Here is a 19,581-nt window from a genome sequence, read left to right on the forward strand (position 1 = left end):
AAGCGACCCCCGTCACAGCGGCGCGAGACCGCCCGACGCGCACGCCGGGACGCCCCGGCCCCGGGCGGCGACGACGACGGCCGCCAGAGCCGGAGCCCCGAGGGCCACGGCCGTCCGAAGCCACCATCCTCGAAGGCCACGCCCCGCCGGACCCACAGGCCGCCAGACCCACAGGCAGCCGGACCCACAGGCCGCCGGAGCCACAGCCTCCGCGGAGCCGCAGCCGCAGCCCCAGCCGGTCCAGGCCGCCCTCCTCGGAGCCGCCGCGGAGAGCCTCAGCCGTCGGCGGGGTCGTCGCCCACCCGCCGCCGGTACACCTCGACGATCCGCTCCAGCGAGTCGGCGAGATACACGGCGAGCAGCTCCTCCGCCTCGTCCCTGCCGCCGCCCTCGAGCGCCTGGAGGATCTGCCGGTTGCGGGTGAGATAGGGCTCGTGCAGCCGACGGGGGTCGTCGACGACGTGGAAGGCCAGACGCAGTTCGGCGAAGACGCTGCGCATCAGCTCGTCGGTGCGTTCGCTGCCCGCGAGGGCGACCAGTTCCCGGTGGAAGTGGATGTTGGCCGTACCCAACACTTTCCAGTCACCTTCGCGCGCCGCCCGTTGCCCCTCCCGCACGGCTTCGGCGAGGTTGCCGAGGGCGTACGGCGGCTCCCCCAGACCTCGTACGACGGCGCACTCGACGAGGGCGCGCGTGCGGTAGATGTCCTCGACGTCCTCGACGGTCAGGACCCTGACGAACACGCCCCGGTTCAACTCGTGGACCAGCAGGCGTTCGTGGGTGAGCAGCCGGAACGCCTCGCGCAGGGTGTTGCGGGAGACGCCGAGGGCACCGCCGATGCCGTCCTCCGACAGACGCGTCCCCGGCGGGAAATAGCCCTCGGCGATACGGCTCCTGAGGATGTCCGAGACGCGTTCGGCCGTACTGGTGCGGCCCAGGAGGGCGCGGTCGTCGGCCAGTCCCGCCAGCTGCTCTGCCATGCCCGGAATTCAACCGCAGACACCAGGACGAAACAACAGGGGTATTGAGGGATCGTTCAACGATCCTCTACCTTGCTGAACACCTTGCTCCGCACGGCACCACCTCCGCACGGCACCACCTCCGCACGGCACGGCACGGCTCCAGCACCCTCCGTCATCCCTCTGCGAGGTGCCCCATGAGCACGCCCCCTCCACCGCAGGCCCCACCCGCCGACGCCCGTCTCCCGGCAGCCGAACGAGCCGCCGAGGACGGCGCGCTGGGCTGGTTGCGCGCCCTGGGCCCGCGGGGCCGCCGCGCCTTCGCGGGCGCCTTCGGCGGCTATGCCCTGGACTCCTACGACTACTTCACGCTGCCGCTCAGCATGGTCGCGCTGGCCGCCCACTTCGGCCTGGACAGCGGCCAGACCGGCCTGTTCACCACCGTGACGCTGGTCGCCTCGGCGGTCGGCGGCGCCCTCGCGGGCGTCCTCGCCGACCGGATCGGCCGGGTCAGGGCCCTGATGATCACGGTCGTCACCTACGCCGTCTTCACCGTGGCCTGCGGCTTCGCGCCCACCTACGAGACGCTGCTGCTCTTCCGTTCCCTCCAGGGCCTCGGTTTCGGCGGCGAGTGGGCCGTCGGCGCGATCCTGGTCGCCGAGTACGCGAGCGCGCGGCACCGGGGCCGCACCCTGGGCGCGGTCCAGAGCTCGTGGGCCGTCGGCTGGGGTCTGGCGGCGATCGTGTACACACTGGTCTTCTCCTTCCTCGACGACGACGTGGCCTGGCGCGTGATGTTCTGGACCGGCGCCCTGCCCGCCCTGCTCGTGGTGTGGATGCGGCGCCGCGTGCAGGACGCGCCCACGGCGGTCGCCGCACGCGAGCGCAACGCCGGCAAGGGCTCCTTCACCGCGATCTTCCGTGGCCCCCTGCTGCGCACGACGGTCTTCGCGGGCCTGCTCTCCACGGGCGTCCAGGGCGGTTACTACACGCTGGCGACCTGGGTGCCGACGTACCTCAAGAGCGAGCGCGGGCTGTCGGTGGTCAACACGGGCGGCTATCTGACGTTCCTGATCTCCGGCGCCTTCCTCGGCTACCTGGCCGGCAGGCATCTCACCGACCGGCTGGGCCGGCGCCGCAACATCTGGCTGTTCGCGCTGCTGTCGGCGGTCTGCATCCTGGCGTACGCCGACATCCCGAGCGGCGCGGACACCCTGCTGCTGGTCCTCGGGTTCCCGCTCGGGTTCTGCATGTCGGCCATCTTCAGCGGCTTCGGGTCCTTCCTGAGCGAGCTGTACCCGACGGCCGTGCGCGGGACGGGCCAGGGCTTCACGTACAACACCGGGCGCGCCGTCGGCGCCGTCTTCCCCACCACGGTCGGCTTCCTCGCCGACAGCTGGGGCGTGGGCGGGGCCCTGGTCTTCGGCGCGATCGGTTACGGCCTCGCGGCACTGGCGCTGCCGGGACTGCCGGAGACGCGCGGAAGGGAGCTGGAGTGAAGCGTCCGGTCATCGTGCGGGACCGCCCGGTGGCCCTCGTCGACGAGCACGCGCACGCGTGGAGTCCCGCAACCGCCCGGTCCCGCTTCCGGGACGGCCTGACCGGTCCCACATCGGGCGTCGCCGCGGGCCACACCCAGGCCAACCTCATCTCGGTGCCCGCGGACTGGGCGTACGACATGCTCCTGTTCTGCCAGCGCAACCCCAAGCCCTGTCCGGTCCTCGACGTCACCGACGCCGGCTCCTGGACGACCGTCCTGGCCGAGGGCGCGGATCTGCGCACCGACCTGCCGCGCTACCGGGTGTGGCGGGACGGCGAGCTGGTGGACGAGCCGACGGAGGTGCGCGGGTACTGGCGGGACGACCTGGTGTCGTTCCTCATCGGGTGCAGTTTCACCTTCGAGTGGGCGCTGACCGGGGCGGGCGTGCCGATCCGCCACGTCGAGCAGGGACGCAACGTCCCGATGTACGTGACGAGTCGTCAGTGCCGTCCGGCGGGGCGGCTGCGCGGCCCGCTGGTGGTGTCCATGCGGCCGGTGCCGCCGGAGCACCTGGCGGCGGCGATCCGGGAGAGCAGTCTGCTCCCGGCGGTGCACGGCAGCCCCGTACACTGCGGCGATCCGTCGGGACTGGGTATCGACGACCTCGGCCGCCCCGATTTCGGGGAACCGGTGGACGCCGGGCCGGACGACATCCCGGTGTTCTGGGCCTGCGGCGTGACCCCGCAGGCCGCGGTGACGGCCTCGCGCCCGCCGTTCGCCCTCACCCACGCACCGGGACAGATGTTCCTCACCGATGCCCGCGACGAGCAGTACCGCGTGGCCTGACCAGGAGACAGCATGATCGATCTCAACGCCGACCTCGGCGAGGGCTTCGGACGCTGGCAGCTGACGGACGACGAGCAACTGCTGTCCGTCGTGACCAGCGCCAACGTGGCCTGCGGCTTCCATGCCGGGGACGCGTCCACCATGCGGCGGGTGTGCGAGCTGGCCGCCGAGCGGGGCGTGACGATCGGCGCGCAGGTCTCCTACCGCGACCTCGCCGGGTTCGGCCGTCGCGCGATGGACGTGCCACCAGCCGAACTGGCCGCCGAGGTGGCCTACCAGATCGGTGCCCTGGAGGTCTTCGCTCGCGCGGCGGGCGCCCGCGTGGCGTACGTCAAACCGCACGGCGCGCTCTACAACCGGGTCGTGCACGACGAGGAGCAGGCGGCGGCGGTGGTCGACGGCGTGCTCCTGGCCGACGCGACGCTGCCCGTGCTCGGGCTGCCGGGCTCGCGCCTGCTGGAGCTGGCCGGGAAAGCGGGGCTGTCCGCCGTCACGGAGGCGTTCGCGGACCGCGCCTACACCGAGGAGGGCACACTGGTGCCCCGTGGCCGGGACGGGGCCGTGATCACCGATGCGGACGCCGTCGTCGAGCGGTCGGTGAGCCTGGCCAGGCTCGGAGAGGTCACCTCCCGCGCGGGGGCGCGCATCGAGGTACGCGCGCGTTCCCTCTGCCTGCACGGCGACACGCCCGGCGCGGTGGAGCTGGCCCGCCGGGTGCGGCGGCGGCTGGAGGAGTCCGGTGTGCGCGTGGCGGCGTTCGCGTGAGGGCGCTGCCCGTCGGCCGGGACGCCCTGCTCGTCGAGGTGACCTCCGGTGCGGAGGCCCAAGCCCTCCACGCCGAGTTGCTGCGGCGCCGCGCGGAGGGCTCGCTGACCGTGCGCGAGATCGTCCCGGCGGCCCGTACGGTCCTCCTCGACGGTCTGGCCGACCCGGCCCGCTGGGCCGCCGAACTGACCACGGCCACCGTGCCGCCCGCTCCCCCGCGCGCGGGTGAGGTGGTCGAGCTGCCGGTGCGGTACGACGGCCCCGACCTGGCCGAGGTCGCCGCCCACTGGGGCGTCCGCGTCCGGGAGGTGGCCGGCATCCACGCGGCCACCGAGTTCCGCGTCGCCTTCTGCGGCTTCGCACCCGGCTTCGGCTACCTGACGGGCCTGCCGTCGCGCTACGACGTCCCGCGCCGGGCGACCCCGCGCACCGCCGTGCCGACCGGGTCGGTGGCGCTGGCGGGCCCGTACACGGGGGTCTATCCGTGCTCCTCGCCGGGCGGCTGGCAGCTGATCGGGACCACGCCTGCCGTGCTGTGGGACCACGCGCGCGTGCCGGCCGCGCTGCTGACACCGGGCACGCGCGTGCGCTTCGTCCCGATGGACGGGGAGGGTGCGGCATGAATGTCTTCATGCAGGAGCCACGCCGCTACGACGCCGACGGCCGGATACCGATGGCACTCCGCTACCGCGGGAGCGGCTCGGTGCCGGTACCGGTGCCGCGTGGCCGTGGCGGGAGTGCCCTCGCCACGGCGCGCCGCCCACGCCGTCCGAGGCGCGCGGGCGCCGGCCGGGCCCGGCCGGGCCCGCGGCCCACCGCCGGCTCCCTCCTGCGGCACAGCACGAGCCGCGCGCCCGGCCGCGCCATCGAGGACACCCGCGTCGCCCACGCGCGTGAGGGCGCCGTATGACGGACCGTGCGCTCGTCGTCGTCCGCGCCGGGGCGCTGACCACCGTGCAGGACCGGGGCCGCCCCGGCCACGCCCATCTCGGCGTGCCGCGCTCCGGAGCCCTGGACGCGCCCGCGGCGGCGCTCGGCAACCGGCTCGTCGGGAACCCTCCCGGAGCGGCAGTCCTGGAGACGACCCTCGACGGCTGTGCCGTGCGCCCTCGGTGCGCGGTCACCGTGGCCGTCACCGGCGCTCCGTGCCGGGTCGTCGTGGACGGCCGGCCCGCCGCCTGGGGAACGCCCGTGCGGGTACCCGCGGGAGCCGTCCTGGACGTCGGCCGGGCCGTCTCCGGCGTACGGAGCTGTGTCGCCGTGGGTGGCGGCATAGCCGTCGACCCCGTCCTCGGCAGCCGCTCGACGGACCTCCTCTCGGGCCTCGGTCCGGCGCCCCTCACCGACGGCACGGTCCTGCCCCTGGGGCGGGCGGGCGCGCCGAGCGCGCACGTGGACGTCGCCCCGCAGCCCGCGCCTCCGGCCGAACTGGTCCTGCGGGTCACCCTGGGCCCGCGCGACGACTGGTTCACGCCGCAGGCCGTCCGGGTGTTCACCTCGCGCGCGTACCGCGTGTCCGCGGCGAGCAACCGCATCGGGCTGCGCACCGAGGGGCCCGCGCTGGACCGGGCGGCGACGGGCGAACTCCCGAGCGAGGGAATGGTCCTGGGTGCCGTGCAGGTCCCGCCCGACGGCAGACCGGTGGTCTTCCTGGCGGACCACCCGACCACCGGGGGCTACCCGGTGATCGGGGTCGTCCGCCCCTCCGACCTCCCGTACGCCGCCCAGGCGGCACCGGGCACCCCGGTCCGCTTCGTGGCGGTACGCGGTCGCTGACGCACCCCGGCCGGTGTCAGCACCGGAACGGAACCGTCCGGACGGGACCGCCGCCTCCGTCGGAGGACGGCACTCCCGCCGTGTCGTCCCCCGCTCCCGTTCCCGACCGGGTGAGCACCGTCGCGTCGTGCGCCGACAGGAAGGTCTCCACCGCCGTTGCCCACCCGAAGCGCTCCGCACGCGCGCGTGCCGCCTCGCGCCGCTCCACGGGGGGCCGCGCCAGCAGTTCCTCCACGGCGTCCGCGAACGCGTCCCCGTGGTCCGCCGCGGTCGCCCCGGCGGCCCCGATCACCTCGGGCAGCGCCGAGGAGGCGCTGGCGACCACGGGCGTTCCGCAGGCCATGGCCTCCAGCGCGGCGAGCCCGAACGTCTCCGCGGGCCCCGGTGCGAGACACACGTCGGCGCAGGCCTGGAGGGCGCCGAGCAGGCCGCGGTCGGAGACGTGCCCGAGGAAGGCGACCGGCAGGCCGCGTTCCCGGGCCCGCCGTTCGAGCCGGCCCCGCAGCGGTCCGTCGCCGGCCACCACCAGCACCGCGCGCGTGCCACGGCGCACCAGGGACTCGAGCGCGTCCAGCGCCGTGCCGGGGCGCTTCTCCACGGACAGCCGGGTGCACGTCACCAGCAGTGTCTGGTCGTCGCGCGCGTACCGGGCCCGCAGCCGCGTGTCGGCCAGCGCGGGGTGCCGTTCGACCAGGTCGACGCCGAGCGGCGCCCGCATCACGTTCCGGGCACCGATCCGCACGAACTCCCGCTCGGCGAACTCGGTCGTGCAGACCACGCGCGCGTAGCTGTGCGCCGTACGGACGTTGAGCGAGTCGGCGGCTCGCCGGGCGGCACCCTCCGACAGCCCCCATGTGCGCAGCACGCCGTCGGCGGTCTCGTGGGAGACCATGACGGCGGGCACCCGGGCCCGTCGCGCCCACTTGCCGGTCCAGCGCAGCGTCGTACGGTCGCAGACCTCGAGGCGGTCCGGCTCCAGGTGCTCGAGCAGGCGTGCGACACGCCGCTTGTCGGTGAGGACGCGGTAGCCGCCGGTGCCGGGCAGCAGCGGTCCGGGCAGGGTGATCACCCTGCCCTGTTCGGTGTCGCGGTCGCTCGCCCGGTCGCCCGGCACGACCAGGACCGGTTCGTGTCCGGCGGCGCGGTAGCCCCTGCCCAGTTCGCGCAGCGCCGTGCGCAGTCCGCCCGAGGCGGGCGCGACGAAGTTGGCGAGACGGACGATCCGCAGCGGTCCGGCGCTCATGCGGCCACCACCGGCCGGCGTGCGGTGAGGACGTCGCCGTAGTGGCCGATCAGCTGGTCGCCGACGGCGGCCCAGGTGCGGCCCTCGACCATGGCCCGTCCGGCGGCCCCGTAGGCCTTCCGGCGCGCCGGGTCGGCAACCAGGGCGGCGACCGCGTCGCGCACGGCGCCGGCGTCGCGCGGCGGGACCAGCAGGCCGGTGCGTCCGTGGTCGACCAGGTCCAGCGGTCCGCCGGCGGCGGGCGCGACGACCGGGACGCCGCTCGCCATGGCCTCCTGCACGGTCTGGCAGAACGTCTCGAAGGGCCCGGTGTGCGCGAAGACGTCCAGTGAGGCGAAGACGCGGGCGAGGTCGTCACCGGTGCGGGGGCCGAGGAAGACCGCGCCGGGCAGTGCCTCGGCGAGTCCGGGCCGGGCGGGCCCGTCGCCCACCACCACGACGCGCACGCCGTCCAGGCCGCAGACGCCGGAGAGGAGTTCGACCTGCTTCTCGGGGGCGAGTCGCCCGACGTAGCCGACGATCACCTCGCCGTTCGGGGCGAGTTCGCGGCGCAGCGCCCCGTCGCGGAGGCCGGGGCGGAAGCGGACGGCGTCGACGCCGCGCGGCCACAGCCGGACCCGGGGCACGCCGTGCGTGGTCAGGTCGTGCAGGGCCGCGCTGGAGGGGGCGAGGGTGAGGTCGGCGGCGGCGTGCACGGAGCGGATGCGGCGCCAGGCGGCCGCCTCGCCGGCGTGCACGTAGGTGCGGGCGTATCCGGCCAGGTCGGTCTGGTAGACGGCCACGGCGGGAATGCCGAGCCGGGCGGCGGCGGCCATGCCGCGTACGCCGAGGACGAAGGGGCCGGCCAGATGGACCATGTCGGCCCGGTGGTCGGCGAGGGCCGCGGCGACGCGTCGGCTGGGGAGGGCGACGCGGACCTGGGGGTAGCCCGGAAGCGGGAGGGAGGGGACGCGGACGACGGGGCAGGGCGCTTCGGCGTCCGGCCCGGCCCCGGCGGCGGTGGCCGGCGCGACGACGAGCGGGAGGTGGCCGCGGTCCACGAGGTGCCGGGCGGTCTGGAGCGCGCAGTGGGCCACGCCGTTGACGTCGGGGGGAAAGGATTCGGTCACGATGACGACACGCATACGGGTGTTGTCGCCACGCAGGACGTGTACGCGTCAAAGTGGATCTTTCCGGAGGACAAACGTCCCATGAGCGTTGCGCCGCGCGCCCGAGCAGGTCAGACGGCGTCCACGCCCGTCTGACCCGCGGGTCGTCCGCCGTTCACCCGGCGGATGCGCCTCTGCCGTCGATCACATGGCGGAGGCGGCGTCCGGCCCGATCCGGCTGCGTACGGCCGTCTGGACCTCCGCCTCCTCGGCGGGGTCGGCGGCGAGGCGGCGGAGCCGTTCCACGACCCGGGCGTCGCCGGTCTCGGCGTGCCGGGCGGCGATCTCGCGGGTGGTCTCCTCGCAGTCCCACAGGCACTCGACGGCGAAGCCGGTGGCGAAGGAGGGGTCGGTGGCGGCGAGCGCGCGGGCGCAGCGCCCGCGCAGGTGGGACGAGGCGGTCTCGCGGTAGATGTGGCGCAGCACCGGGGCCGCGCAGGCGATGCCCAGCCGTCCGGCGCCGTCGACCAGGGTCCACAGGGTCGGCGCGTCGCAGCCCTCGCCGCGCACGGCCTCGCGCAGGGCGCCGAGGACCAGGTCGCTGTCACGGGCGGTGCCCCGGCAGGCGAGCACCCGTCCGGCCGCGGCGCCGAGGGCGTCGGGTCGGTGGGCCCAGCCGCGGGCCCGGTCGACCGCGGCGCTGCTGCGCATGCGTTCGAAGGCGTCGACGGCGGCCTCCACGACGAACCCGCTGCCCGTCGCCACGGCCTGCTCGATCAGGTCGGGGGCCTCGGGGTCGTCGTGATCGGCGAGATAGCGCAGGGCGGTGCACCGGGCTCCCTCGGTGCCGTCCTGGGCCGCCCGCACGATCTCCGCGCGGTCCTCGGGCCCGGCCACGGCGGTGAGGCAGCGGGCGGCGGGGACATGGAGCGCGGCGCCCCGTTCGATGCCCTGTTGGGCCCACTCGAACACGGCGCGCACGCTCCAGCCGGGGCGGGGACCGGTGGGACTCATCTGCCGCTGCCAGCGGTCGAAGCATCCGGCTTCCTGAGCGGCACGCACGCGTGCGGAGACGTACTCGCGGGGGTCCTCGGCCCACAGCCGCCAGGGCCGGGGCTCGAACGCGTCCCGTACGACGGCGGCCAGTCGGGCCTCCCCCTCGGGGTCGGTGGCGAACCGCGCGAGCACGGGGGCGGCGAGGGCGCGCAGGCCGGCGTCGTCGTCGCGCAGGGCGAGTTCGTCCAGCGCCCAGGCCCAGTTGGAGCCCGAGGCGGCGTACCTGCGCAGCAGGTCGAGGGCGTCGCGCCTGCCGTAGGAGGCAAGGTGGCCGAGGACGGCCAGGCTCAGGCCGGTACGGCTCTCCTCGGTGTCGAAGGCGTCCTCGACGTCGAAGAGGTGCGCCTCGATCTCGTCGAGGCCACCGCCCAGGTCGAGGTAGAGACGGGCGTAGTAGAGGGAGCGGTTCTCCACCTGCCAGTCGTGGCGCGGATCGCGCAGCACGCAGTGGTCGAGTGCCGCGAGCGCCTCGGCGCGGGGGGCGGTGAGCGCGTGGAGTGTGCCGTCGCCGCGGCCCCGCTGGAGCAGGCCGAGCAGCGTACCGCTGGGCGCTATGAACGGATCGAACATGGGAAACAGCCTCACATCAAGCGTCGACGCAACCGGGAACGTGCATTACCTGGCCGCGTGACGACACGTCGGGGCGCCCGCCGTTTGCTGCTTGCTGTAAGCCATCTTCCTCTGCCTCTCGTCGGTGGCCCATGCGGACCGCATCACGGCCCGCGCGGTGCGGCAACACCTGCCCAGCCATCGCGTCCGTGAATCACGTCGTCATGATGACTCGGCAGCTCAGCCTGCCGCGACCGAAATTTCCGGCGGCCCCGTACCGCCTCCCCCGTGCTCGTCGATCTGCCTGGTCAGGAACTGCTTCTCACCCGCTCAGGAACGCCCGGCTCACCCCACGCCGAACAGCTCCAGCAACTCCGTCCTGCCGAACATGCGGGCCGTGTCGACTGCCGAGGGGGTGCCCGCGGCAGGGTCGGCGCCGGCCTCCAGAAGGACGTGGATGACGTCCGTCTCCCCCTTGAAGACGGCACCGGCGAGGGGGGTCTGGCCCCGGTCGTTGATCCGGTCCGCCTCGGCCCCCCGGGCCAGCAGCGCCCGGACCGCCTCGGCGTGGCCGTGGTAGGCGGCGAGCATCACGAGCGAGTCGCCCCGGTCGTTGGTGAGGTTGGCCGGAACGCCCGCGTCGACGTAGGCCACGAGCGCCTCGGTCTGTCCCCGGCGAGCAAGATCGAAGATCTTGGTCGCCAGTTCCACGACCTCGGGGTCGGGGACTTCGGTCATCGGCCGGACCGCCTCTCATTGCAACCGTTCAGGTGAATCGCCAGGGTACTGGCTCCCCGGACCCATGGCGTGACCCGCCGGAGGCAACCATCACGGCGGGACCCGTTCGCCGCAACTCCCCTGCTCACGCGCCCCTTCAGGACCTCCGCCACACGAGGGAAATTCGCCTCATTTCACCCAGTTGCACCTTTTATCGTATGGATACATCCTGTGATCCTGGAAGTACTCATGGTGACTGTCCCCCGTGAACCAGGAGAACCGAAATGATCCTGTCCATCTCAGGCGTGGTCCTGCTCGGCGTCATCGTCTTCCTCTTCTGCCGCAAGGACGGGCTCAAGGCGTCGCACTGCTTCGTCTGCGCCCTGTTCGGCTTCTACCTGGCCAGTACGGCCATCGCCCCGAGCATCAAGGCCGGTGGCGAGAGCCTGGCCAGCATCCTCGGCGGCATCAAGTTCTGAGGCCGCCCGGCCTCCCCCCTCCCCCCTCCCCCCGTCCGTCCTCCGCCGTCCGTCCCTTCCGTACGCACCTTCAGGAGACAGCAGTGGCCCGGCGCCCCCTCCCCCGCATCCTGAGCACAGGCAGCGCGCAGATCGCCCGGAGCCGGGAGCTGGCCCGGACGGCGGCGGACAGCGCCACCGACATCCTCCACCCGCTGATCACGGTGACCCGCGGTCTGCGCCGGCTGGCCTCGGCCGGGTGGCGCAGGTGGGCCGAGACCCCCAAGGACAGGCGCGGGCCGCTGCTGTTCCTGGTGGCCTCGGTGATCCTGGTCGTGGCGCTCGTACCGTACGGACCGCTGCTCGCCGTCATCACCGTGATGGCGGCAGCCGCCTGGCAGGGCCGGGACCGCACCCCACCGGTTCCCGACGGCCCCGACGAGTCGCAGATCCAGCGGCTCCAGGCACTGTACGAAGCCCTGGTGCCGCACTTCTCCACGGCGGAGGACCCTTCTCCCCTCTACGCGCACGGCGGCGAGTGGGAGAAGGCCTTCCCGTCCTACGAGTTCGACGGCTCGGGGCGGATCACCCGACTGGAGATCCACTACCCCGCGTACTTCCCCGACGGTGAGGCCGAGGCACGCGCGCGGGTCGAACACCTGCTCACGTCCAAGTCCGGCCGGGGGCGGGAGTACCACTTCGGCTGGGACGAGGAGGGCAACACGCTCACCGTGTCGGTGCTCGCCCCGCTCCCCACCGACCTCGCCGCCCAGCGCTTCGTGACCGCGCCCGGCGAAACCGTCCTGGGCTTCACCGACCCCTCCCAGGTCCAGCGCACGCTCCCGCTCACCCACGGCGAGGAGCAGCGCGACGTCCCGCCGGTCGTCTGGCGCACCGGCATCCGCTCCACCGAGCCCCACCTGCTGGCGGTCGGCCAGCCCGGCAGCGGCACCTCGACCCTGCTGCGCTCCCTCGCCCTCCAGGCCCTCCAGTACGGCGACGTCCTGGTCATCGACGGCGGCGGCACCGGCGAGTACGCCTGCCTGACCGGCCGGGACGGCGTCCTGGGGGTCGAGGTGGGGCTCGCCGGGGCACTGGCCAGTCTGGAGTGGGCGGCACACGAGACCGAGCGGCGTCTGATCGCCGCGAACCGGGCCCGTCAGGAGGGCCACCCGCCGCCGGACGACACCAAGCGCCCCCTGTGGATCCTGCTCGACCGGCCGACGGCGTTCACCCACCTCGCCGACGCCGACGGCCGCAAGGACCCGCAGTCCCTCCTCCAGGCCCCGCTCCGGCACGGCCGCGCGGCCCAGGTCACGGTGGTGGTGGCCGAGCAGTTCGACAGCCTGGACACACTGAGCGACTCCGTACGGCAGCACACGCGCGCGCGGGTCGTCCTCGGGCCCGCCCCCGCCGCACTGCTGGAGGCGGTCCTGGGCGTCCGGCCGCACACCACCTCCGCCGAGCACGTCCCGCCGGGGCGCGGTTACGCCCGGCTGGGCAGCGGCCCGGCGCACCGTCTCCAGGTACCGGCGACCCCTGACCCGTACGACGACGCCACCAGCGACGCGCACCGGCAGGCGGTGCTGGAACTGCTGCCGCCGCGGACGACGCCCGCGGACGGCGAGAAGCTGCCGGTGCCCGCCGAGGCCGTGGCGGCTGAGAGTTCCTGACCGGACCCGCGCGCGCCGACGGGCCGCGGCCGGGTGGTCCCGCACCCGGCCGCGGCCCGTCACGCCACGAACGTGCGGGGGCCCTCGCCGCCCGCGGTCCCGCCGCTCTCCACGATCCGGGCGGCCGCGGCCAGCCGCGCCGCCGCCTCCTCCGCCACCGCGCCGCCCACGGTGAACGGCAGCCGCACGAAGCCCTCGAAGGCACCGTCGACCCCGAACCGGGGCCCGGACGGCACCCGCACCCCGACCCGTTCCCCCGCCTCGGCCAGCCGGGACCCGGAGAGCCCCCCGGACCGTACCCACAGGGTCAGCCCGCCCCTCGGCACGGCGAACTCCCACTCGGGCAGCTCCCGGCGCACCGCCGCGACCAGCGCGTCCCGGTTGTCCCTGGCCTGTGCGCGGCGCAGGTCCACGGCCTGCTCCCAGCCGCCGGTGCTGAACAGCCAGTTCACGGCCAGCTGCTCCAGGACCGGCGTCCCGAGGTCGGCATAGGCGCGGGCCGCGACCAGGCTGCGGATGACGTCGGGAGCGGCCCGGACCCAGCCGATGCGCATGCCGGCCCAGAAGGCCTTGCTCGCCGAGCCGACGGTGATCACCGTCGACCCGGCCGGATCGAAGCCGCACACCGGACGGGGCATCTCGACGTCGTCGTCGAGCCACAGCTCGGTCATCGTCTCGTCGGCGACCAGCACGGTCCCGGCCGACCGGGCCGCCTCGACGAGCCGGCGCCGCTGGTCCTCGTCGGCGAGGGCCCCGGTCGGGTTGTGGAAGTCGGCGACCACGTAGGCGATGCGCGGCGCGGCCTCGCGCAGGACCTGCCGCCAGCGGTCCATGTCCCACCCGGCGAGCCCCTCGGCCATCGCCACGGGCACCAGCCGGGCGCCCGCCTCCCGCATGAGCTGGAGGATGTTGGCGTAGGAGGGGGATTCGACGGCGATGCGCTCGCCGCGGCCGCCGAAGAGATGACAGATGGCGTCGATGGCGCCCATCGCGCCCGTGGTCACCATGATCTGCTCAGGCATCGTCGGGATCCCGCGCCGGGTGTACCGCTCGGCGATCATCGCGCGCAGGGCGGGCAGCCCCGCCGGGTAGTCGCCGTGCGTGTGGGCGTACGGGGGCAGTTCCTCCAGTGCGCCCTGAACGGCCCGGGTGAGCCACGGTTCGGGGGCGGGGAGAGCGGCGCAGCCCAGGTCGATCATCGAGCCGAGGGCCTCGGGCGGCAGGGGTTCCAGCCCGCGCGCGGGCACCGGGTTGCCCGCGGGGACGGACGTCCAGCTTCCGGCGCCGCGCCGGGACTCCAGGAACCCCTCCGCGCGCAAGGCCTCGTAGGCGGCGGCGACGGTGGTACGGCTGACGGACAGGGCCAGGGCCAGTTCGCGTTCGGCGGGCAGGCGCGCGGCGACGGGGACCCGCCCTTCCAGGACGAGCAGCCGGACGCCGTCGGCGAGGGCACGGTAGGCGGGCGGGCGGCGCGTCCCGGGGCCGGCGGGCCGGTCCTGCTGGGACGTGAGGAGTCGTGCGAGCTGTGCGGCCCCCACCGCCGAGGTCCACTGCGCCATGAAATCAGTCCACCTTCCCGGGATTGGCCATGGATGACCTTTCCTTCCACGCCACAGAGTGACACGCGTCAGTCCACTCTCACCACCAGGGGTCCACTTGTCCGAGCCGCTTCCCCCCGTCGGCCCGCTCACCCGCCGGCTCGCCCAGCTCTACGTCGGCCTCGCGCTCTACGGCGCCAGCTCCGCACTCCTCGTGCGGGCGGGCCTCGGTCTGGAACCCTGGAACGTGCTCCACCAGGGGCTCGCCGAGCGGAGCGGCCTGTCCATCGGCGTCGTGTCGATCGTCGTGGGCGCCGCCGTGCTGCTGTTGTGGATCCCGCTGCGCCAGCGCCCGGGGCTCGGCACCGTCTCCAACGTCTTCGTGGTCGGTCTCGCGATGGACGGCACGCTCGCCCTGGTCCCCGAGGCGCACGGCCTGGCCGTGCGGGTGCCGCTGCTGGTCGCGGGCATCGTCCTGAACGGCGCGGCCACCGGCCTCTACATCGCGGCGTCCTTCGGGCCGGGGCCGCGCGACGGACTGATGACGGGGCTGCACCGGCGCACCGGCCGGTCGATCCGCCTGATGCGGACGGCCGTCGAGATCGCGGTGGTGGCGACCGGTTTCGCCCTCGGGGGCACGATCGGCGTCGGCACCCTGCTGTACGCGCTGTCGATCGGGCCGCTCGCCCAGCTGTTCCTGCGGGTGTTCGCCCTGTCCCCGGCATCCGGCGGCAGCACGGTGGTTGCCGGCGGGTCACCGCAGGGAGCGATACTGCGTCCGTGAGCACGCTCGTACGCCACCCGTACCTCGACCACCCGGGTCCCCTCGCGTTCGCACACCGCGGCGGGGCCGCCGACGGCCTGGAGAACACCGTGGCGCAGTTCCGCCGCGCGGTCGAGGCGGGCTACCGCTACATCGAGACCGACGTCCACACCACCCGGGACGGCAGGCTCGTCGCTTTCCACGACGCGACGCTGGACCGGCTGACCGACGGCACGGGCCGCATCGCCGACCTGTCGTGGGCGGACGTCCGCCGCGCGCGCGTGGGGGGCAGGGAGACCGTCCCGCTGTTCGAGGAACTGCTGGAGACCTTCCCCGAGGTCCGCTGGAACGTCGACATGAAGGCCGAACCGGCCCTCCACCCCCTGCTCGACCTGATCGCCCGCGCGAACGCCTGGGACCGCGTCTGCGTCGGCTCCTTCTCCGAGGCCCGCGTCGTGCGCGCCCAGCGGCTGGCCGGACCGCGCCTGGCCACGTCGTACGGCACCCGCGGGGTGCTGAACCTGCGGCTGCGGTCCTGGGGCGTGCCCGCGACGGTGCGCCGGTCGGCGGTCGCCGCCCAGGTGCCGGAGGCGCAGTCGGGCATCCAGGTCGTGGACCGGCGTTTCGTGCGTTCCGCCCACGCGCGCGGGCTCCAGGTGCACGTGTGGACGGTCAACGAGGCGGATCGGATGCACCGGCTCCTGGACCTGGGAGTGGATGGCATCATGACCGATCACATCGACACGTTGCGCCAGGTCATGGTGGACCGGGGCGTCTGGGTCTGATCCCGGTCCCCTTCCCGTTCCGCAGCCGCGCGCGGCATCTTCGGCGGGGAGGCGAGGGCGCGGGTGGGCACCGACACCGTGCGGACGGAGGCGTCCGACGACGCGGCCGGACGGCGGCGCGAACAGCGCGGCTGGTATTTCTACGACTGGGCGTGCTCCGTCTACTCGACGAGTGTGCTCACCGTGTTCCTGGGCCCGTACCTGACGTCGGTCGCCGAGGAGGCCGCCGACCCGGCCGGCTATGTGCATCCGCTGGGCGTCCCGGTCCGCGCGGGCTCCTTCTTCGCGTACTCGGTGTCGCTGTCGGTGATCGCGGCCGTCCTGGTGATGCCGCTGGTGGGCGCGGCCGCCGACCGCACCGGCCGCAAGAAGCCGTTCCTGGGGGCCGCCGCCTACACCGGGGCCGCGGCCACGACGGGCATGTTCTTCCTCTCCGGCGACCGCTACCTGCTGGGCGGCGTGCTGCTGGTGGTCGCCAACGCCGCCCAGTCCGTCGCGATGATGCTCTACAACTCCTACCTGCCCCAGATCGCCCCGCCCGAGGAACGCGACGCGGTGTCCTCGCGCGGCTGGGCCTTCGGATACGCGGCGGGCTCCCTGGTCCTGGTCGTCAACCTGGTCCTCTATCTCGCCCACGGCTCCTTCGGCGTCGCGGAGTCCACCGCCGTACGGATCTGTCTGGCCTCGGCGGGCCTGTGGTGGGGCGGCTTCACTCTGATCCCGCTGCTCCGGCTGCGCGACCGCACGCCGGCGGCCGCCTCCGCGGGCGCGGTGAGCGCCCCGGGCCTGCGCCAGGTGGTGGCGACCTTCCGGGACATGCGCCGCCATCCGCTGACCCTCGCCTTCCTGCTGGCCTACCTCGTCTACAACGACGGCATCCAGACGGTGATCTCCCAGGCCTCGGTCTACGGCTCCGAGGAACTCGGCCTCGGCCAGTCCACCCTCATCGGCGCCGTCCTCCTGGTGCAGGTCCTGGCCGTCGTCGGCGCCCTGACGATGGGCCGGCTGTCCCGGATCTACGGCGCGAAGCGCACGATCCTCGGGTCGTTGGCGGCCTGGACGCTCACCCTGGCCGTCGGCTACTTCCTGCCGGCCGGCGCGCCGGTGGGCTTCTTCCTGCTGGCGGCCGCGATCGGCCTGGTCCTCGGCGGCAGCCAGGCTCTGTCGCGCTCCCTCTACTCGCACCTCGTCCCGCCCGGCAAGGAGGCCGAGTACTTCTCCGCGTACGAGGTGAGCGACCGCGGGACGAGCTGGCTCGGCCCGCTGCTGTTCGGGATCACCTACCAGGTGACCGGAAGTTATCGGGACGCGATCATCTCGCTGGTGATCTTCTTCGTCGTCGGTTTCCTGCTGCTGGCGCGGGTCCCGGTACGACGGGCGATCGCCGACGCGGGCAATCCCGTACCCGAAAGGATTTAGCGCTGGAGACCAAAGGGCGGTAGTGTACGCGTTTGGCCTGCCAGGCGTACCGTTACTGCGCGTCAAAGATACCGAAACGCTGGGTGACATCTCCATTCAGATGTGACAAACCGGGCGCCGGTGGGTACTGCACTGGTTGACAAGGCTGCGGCTACGACGGCGACGCACGACCCGGAACGGGACTCCGAACGGGAATCTTTACCGCCGACCGGACGTTGACCGGATGACGACGACAGCGACACCTGTCCTGTGGGCGACAAGCCCGGGAGGCACGATTCATGAGTGAGCGAGCTCTTCGCGGCACGCGCCTCGTGGTGACCAGCTACGAGACGGACCGCGGCATCGACTTGGCCCCGCGCCAGGCCGTGGAGTACGCATGCGAGAAGGGGCACCGCTTCGAGATGCCCTTCTCGGTGGAGGCGGAGATCCCGCCGGAGTGGGAGTGCAAGGTCTGCGGAGCGCCTGCGCTCCTCGTGGACGGCGACGGCCCTGAGGAGAAGAAGGCCAAGCCCGCGCGTACGCACTGGGACATGCTGATGGAGCGGCGGACCCGAGAGGAACTCGAAGAGGTCCTCGAGGAACGGCTTGCCGTTCTGCGTTCCGGAGCGATGAACCTCGCGGTACATCCTCGGGACAGCCGCAAGTCCGCGTAGTTCTGCGGAGCTGGGGCTGGTTTACAGCGAACGAGAAATGACCGCGGGCGCCGTACGCGAAGTGCGTACGGCGCCCGCGGTCTTTTCGTCTCTCACCGACTGCGCGTCGCACCGCCCGTGGGCTCGCCATGGGCTCGGCTCACTGCGTCAGCGGGGGACGCCGGTCCTGGCGGTCATCTCCGCGCTCGTCCCTGCTGATCACCTCGCCCTGGACCACCTTTCCGTCCGGGCGGTGCATGCGGGCCTGCTGGAAGGCGTCGCCGAGGCTCCCGGGGCCGGCCGCGCGCAGCTTGCGGTCGAGCGTGCGTTCCGTGTAGCGGCCGACGGCCTTCTGGACCGGCGGGAGGAGCAGAAGCAGCCCCAGCGCGTCGGAGACCAGGCCGGGGATCATGAGGAGGAGGCCTCCCAGCATCATCAGGCCGCTGCCCCCGCCCGAGGAGGGGGGCGTGCCGCGCTGGAGCGCCTCGTTGAGGTTCTGGAAGGCGCGTCGGCCCGCCCGCTTGATGACCACGGAGCCGAGCAGGAACCCGGCGAGCAGCAGCAGGAAGACCGTGAACCCGCCGGCCGCGCCCGCGACCACGGTCAGCAGCCAGATCTCCAGCACCAGCCACGCGGCGAGCCCCAGCGGCAGAAACGTCCGCAGACGGGAGCGCCGGGGCCGGGTGCCGAGGGACGTGGGAGTCTGAGCGCCAGTCGTCATGCCCCCAGTGTGCCTGGCCCCGGCTCAGAGCGGCGTAAGGGGCCGATCAACCGTCCCTGTGCGATCGGCCGTCCCTGTGCGATCCGCCGGACGGCTCGGCCCCGGCGCCACGCCCTAGGACTGCGGGGGCTGCTGCGGCGACGGGGTGGGCGGGGCGGACGAGGCCGGGGACGACTGCGAGGGGGACTGTGCCTGCTCCTGCCCGCCCGTCCGGCCGGCGATCTTGCCGACGCGCTCTCCCACGCCCCAGGCCGTGACCCGCCACAGCGCCTCCACGAGGATGTCGCGGCTCATCTTGGAGTCGCCCAGCTCGCGCTCGACGAAGGTGATGGGCACCTCGACGACGTGGTAGCCGGCCTTGACCGCCCGGCGGGCGAGGTCGACCTGGAAGCAGTACCCCTGCGAGGCGACCTCGTCCAGGCCGAGGCCTTCGAGGGTCTCGCGCCGGAAGGCGCGGTATCCGCCGGTGATGTCGCGCAGCGGCAGGTCGAGCGCCAGGCGCGAGTAGAGGCTGCCGCCGCGGGAGATGATCTCGCGGGACCGGGGCCAGTTCACGACCCGGCCGCCCGGCACCCAGCGGGAGCCCAGTACGAGGTCGGCACCCTTGAGGGCGGTGAGGAGGCGGGGCAGTTCCTCGGGCTGGTGGGAGCCGTCGGCGTCCATCTCGACCAGGACGCCGTAGCCGTTCTCCAGGCCCCAGCGGAAGCCCGCGAGGTAGGCGGCGCCGAGGCCTTCCTTGCCCTTGCGGTGCAGGACCTGGACATGGTCGTCCGTGGCGGCCAGTTCGTCGGCGAGTTTGCCGGTGCCGTCGGGGCTGTTGTCGTCGGCCACGAGGACGTGCGCCTCGGGGACGGCCTCGCGCACCCGGCCGACGATGCTCTTGATGTTCTCCGCCTCGTTGAAGGTCGGAATGATCACCAACGCCGTGCCGAGCGGACCGAACTTCCTCCCCCGGTCCTGTGCCGCGCGGTTCGCGTCGCCGTCGTTCACTGCTGCCCCTTCGTGTCCGTACGCAGGGGTCCACCATAGTGGCCGCCGCCTGGGGTGACGCGACAGGACGTTCGTACGGTGGTGTCGTTTCCACAAAAGCGGGGTATGGATCGCCTTTTGGCC

The 19,581-nt window shown here is 73.6% G+C and carries 20 protein-coding genes; 12 read left to right on the forward strand and 8 right to left on the reverse strand.

The window, feature by feature from the left end; genetic code table 11:
• Positions 1-275 precede the first annotated feature (275 nt).
• Positions 276-980, reverse strand: a complete 705-nt coding sequence (locus tag ACH4N1_RS15890; protein ID WP_398097577.1) for a GntR family transcriptional regulator — start codon at positions 978-980, stop codon at positions 276-278.
• Between the two features lie 176 nt (positions 981-1,156).
• On the opposite strand from ACH4N1_RS15890, the gene ACH4N1_RS15895 reads away from it, so the two are divergent.
• The 6 genes from ACH4N1_RS15895 to ACH4N1_RS15920 are packed head-to-tail and all read left to right on the forward strand — an operon-like array spanning position 1,157 to position 5,826.
• Positions 1,157-2,458 carry an MFS transporter gene (locus ACH4N1_RS15895; protein ID WP_398097579.1) on the forward strand — a complete coding sequence of 434 codons (1,302 nt, stop codon included), beginning with the start codon at positions 1,157-1,159 and terminating at the stop codon, positions 2,456-2,458.
• The gene (locus ACH4N1_RS15900) at positions 2,455-3,285 is read left to right on the forward strand and encodes a putative hydro-lyase (RefSeq protein WP_398097580.1); all 831 of its coding nucleotides are present in this window, start codon (positions 2,455-2,457) and stop codon (positions 3,283-3,285) included. The genes ACH4N1_RS15895 and ACH4N1_RS15900 overlap by 4 nt, the downstream gene beginning before the upstream one ends.
• Before the next feature lie 12 nt (positions 3,286-3,297).
• Positions 3,298-4,050 (forward strand): LamB/YcsF family protein, encoded by a 753-nt coding sequence (locus ACH4N1_RS15905; protein ID WP_398097582.1) that lies wholly within the window; start codon positions 3,298-3,300, stop codon positions 4,048-4,050.
• Positions 4,047-4,673, forward strand: a complete 627-nt coding sequence (locus tag ACH4N1_RS15910) for an allophanate hydrolase subunit 1 (protein ID WP_398097584.1) — start codon at positions 4,047-4,049, stop codon at positions 4,671-4,673. The genes ACH4N1_RS15905 and ACH4N1_RS15910 overlap by 4 nt, the downstream gene beginning before the upstream one ends.
• A complete protein-coding gene (locus ACH4N1_RS15915) occupies positions 4,670-4,960 on the forward strand; it encodes a hypothetical protein (protein WP_398097585.1) in 291 nt (96 codons plus the stop codon). The genes ACH4N1_RS15910 and ACH4N1_RS15915 overlap by 4 nt, the downstream gene beginning before the upstream one ends.
• Positions 4,957-5,826 carry a biotin-dependent carboxyltransferase family protein gene (locus ACH4N1_RS15920; RefSeq protein ID WP_398097586.1) on the forward strand — a complete coding sequence of 290 codons (870 nt, stop codon included), beginning with the start codon at positions 4,957-4,959 and terminating at the stop codon, positions 5,824-5,826. The genes ACH4N1_RS15915 and ACH4N1_RS15920 overlap by 4 nt, the downstream gene beginning before the upstream one ends.
• Before the next feature lie 16 nt (positions 5,827-5,842).
• On the opposite strand, the gene ACH4N1_RS15925 is transcribed toward ACH4N1_RS15920, so the two are convergent.
• From ACH4N1_RS15925 to ACH4N1_RS15940, 4 genes are all read right to left on the reverse strand, one after another.
• The gene (locus ACH4N1_RS15925) at positions 5,843-7,069 is read right to left on the reverse strand and encodes a glycosyltransferase (protein ID WP_398097587.1); all 1,227 of its coding nucleotides are present in this window, start codon (positions 7,067-7,069) and stop codon (positions 5,843-5,845) included.
• Positions 7,066-8,193 (reverse strand): glycosyltransferase family 4 protein, encoded by a 1,128-nt coding sequence (locus ACH4N1_RS15930; RefSeq protein WP_398097588.1) that lies wholly within the window; start codon positions 8,191-8,193, stop codon positions 7,066-7,068. The genes ACH4N1_RS15925 and ACH4N1_RS15930 overlap by 4 nt, the downstream gene beginning before the upstream one ends.
• Positions 8,194-8,361: 168 nt before the next feature.
• Positions 8,362-9,783 (reverse strand): HEAT repeat domain-containing protein, encoded by a 1,422-nt coding sequence (locus ACH4N1_RS15935; RefSeq protein WP_398097589.1) that lies wholly within the window; start codon positions 9,781-9,783, stop codon positions 8,362-8,364.
• A gap of 324 nt (positions 9,784-10,107) precedes the next feature.
• A complete protein-coding gene (locus tag ACH4N1_RS15940) occupies positions 10,108-10,500 on the reverse strand; it encodes an ankyrin repeat domain-containing protein (RefSeq protein ID WP_398097591.1) in 393 nt (130 codons plus the stop codon).
• A 263-nt stretch (positions 10,501-10,763) separates the two neighbouring features.
• Between ACH4N1_RS15940 and ACH4N1_RS15945 the strand changes: the two genes are divergently transcribed.
• Together ACH4N1_RS15945 and ACH4N1_RS15950 are read left to right on the forward strand one after the other, a co-directional pair.
• Entirely contained in the window at positions 10,764-10,958 is a 195-nt protein-coding gene (locus ACH4N1_RS15945) for a hypothetical protein (RefSeq protein ID WP_363091434.1), read from the forward strand.
• A gap of 83 nt (positions 10,959-11,041) precedes the next feature.
• Positions 11,042-12,610, forward strand: a complete 1,569-nt coding sequence (locus ACH4N1_RS15950; RefSeq protein WP_398097593.1) for a hypothetical protein — start codon at positions 11,042-11,044, stop codon at positions 12,608-12,610.
• Positions 12,611-12,669: 59 nt separating this feature from the next.
• On the opposite strand, the gene ACH4N1_RS15955 is transcribed toward ACH4N1_RS15950, so the two are convergent.
• A complete protein-coding gene (locus tag ACH4N1_RS15955) occupies positions 12,670-14,169 on the reverse strand; it encodes a PLP-dependent aminotransferase family protein (RefSeq protein ID WP_398097595.1) in 1,500 nt (499 codons plus the stop codon).
• Between the two features lie 97 nt (positions 14,170-14,266).
• Here ACH4N1_RS15955 and ACH4N1_RS15960 point away from each other — a divergent pair, with 97 nt between their 5' ends.
• From ACH4N1_RS15960 to ACH4N1_RS15975, 4 genes are all read left to right on the forward strand, one after another.
• Entirely contained in the window at positions 14,267-14,932 is a 666-nt protein-coding gene (locus ACH4N1_RS15960; protein ID WP_398097596.1) for a YitT family protein, read from the forward strand.
• Positions 14,929-15,696 carry a glycerophosphodiester phosphodiesterase gene (locus ACH4N1_RS15965; RefSeq protein ID WP_398097598.1) on the forward strand — a complete coding sequence of 256 codons (768 nt, stop codon included), beginning with the start codon at positions 14,929-14,931 and terminating at the stop codon, positions 15,694-15,696. The genes ACH4N1_RS15960 and ACH4N1_RS15965 overlap by 4 nt, the downstream gene beginning before the upstream one ends.
• 63 nt (positions 15,697-15,759) lie before the next feature.
• Positions 15,760-17,115 (forward strand): MFS transporter, encoded by a 1,356-nt coding sequence (locus ACH4N1_RS15970; protein ID WP_398097600.1) that lies wholly within the window; start codon positions 15,760-15,762, stop codon positions 17,113-17,115.
• A 278-nt stretch (positions 17,116-17,393) separates the two neighbouring features.
• Positions 17,394-17,768, forward strand: a complete 375-nt coding sequence (locus ACH4N1_RS15975; protein WP_020128921.1) for an RNA polymerase-binding protein RbpA — start codon at positions 17,394-17,396, stop codon at positions 17,766-17,768.
• A gap of 139 nt (positions 17,769-17,907) precedes the next feature.
• Here ACH4N1_RS15975 and fxsA read toward each other — a convergent pair whose 3' ends face one another.
• Together fxsA and ACH4N1_RS15985 are read right to left on the reverse strand one after the other, a co-directional pair.
• Positions 17,908-18,468 (reverse strand): FxsA family membrane protein, encoded by a 561-nt coding sequence (gene fxsA / locus ACH4N1_RS15980; RefSeq protein WP_398097602.1) that lies wholly within the window; start codon positions 18,466-18,468, stop codon positions 17,908-17,910.
• 114 nt (positions 18,469-18,582) lie between these two features.
• The gene (locus tag ACH4N1_RS15985) at positions 18,583-19,458 is read right to left on the reverse strand and encodes a polyprenol monophosphomannose synthase (RefSeq protein ID WP_398097604.1); all 876 of its coding nucleotides are present in this window, start codon (positions 19,456-19,458) and stop codon (positions 18,583-18,585) included.
• Positions 19,459-19,581 lie beyond the last annotated feature (123 nt).

The sequence above is a fragment of the Streptomyces sp. NPDC017202 genome (genome assembly GCF_044331705.1).
Taxonomy (GTDB): Bacteria; Actinomycetota; Actinomycetes; order Streptomycetales; family Streptomycetaceae; genus Streptomyces.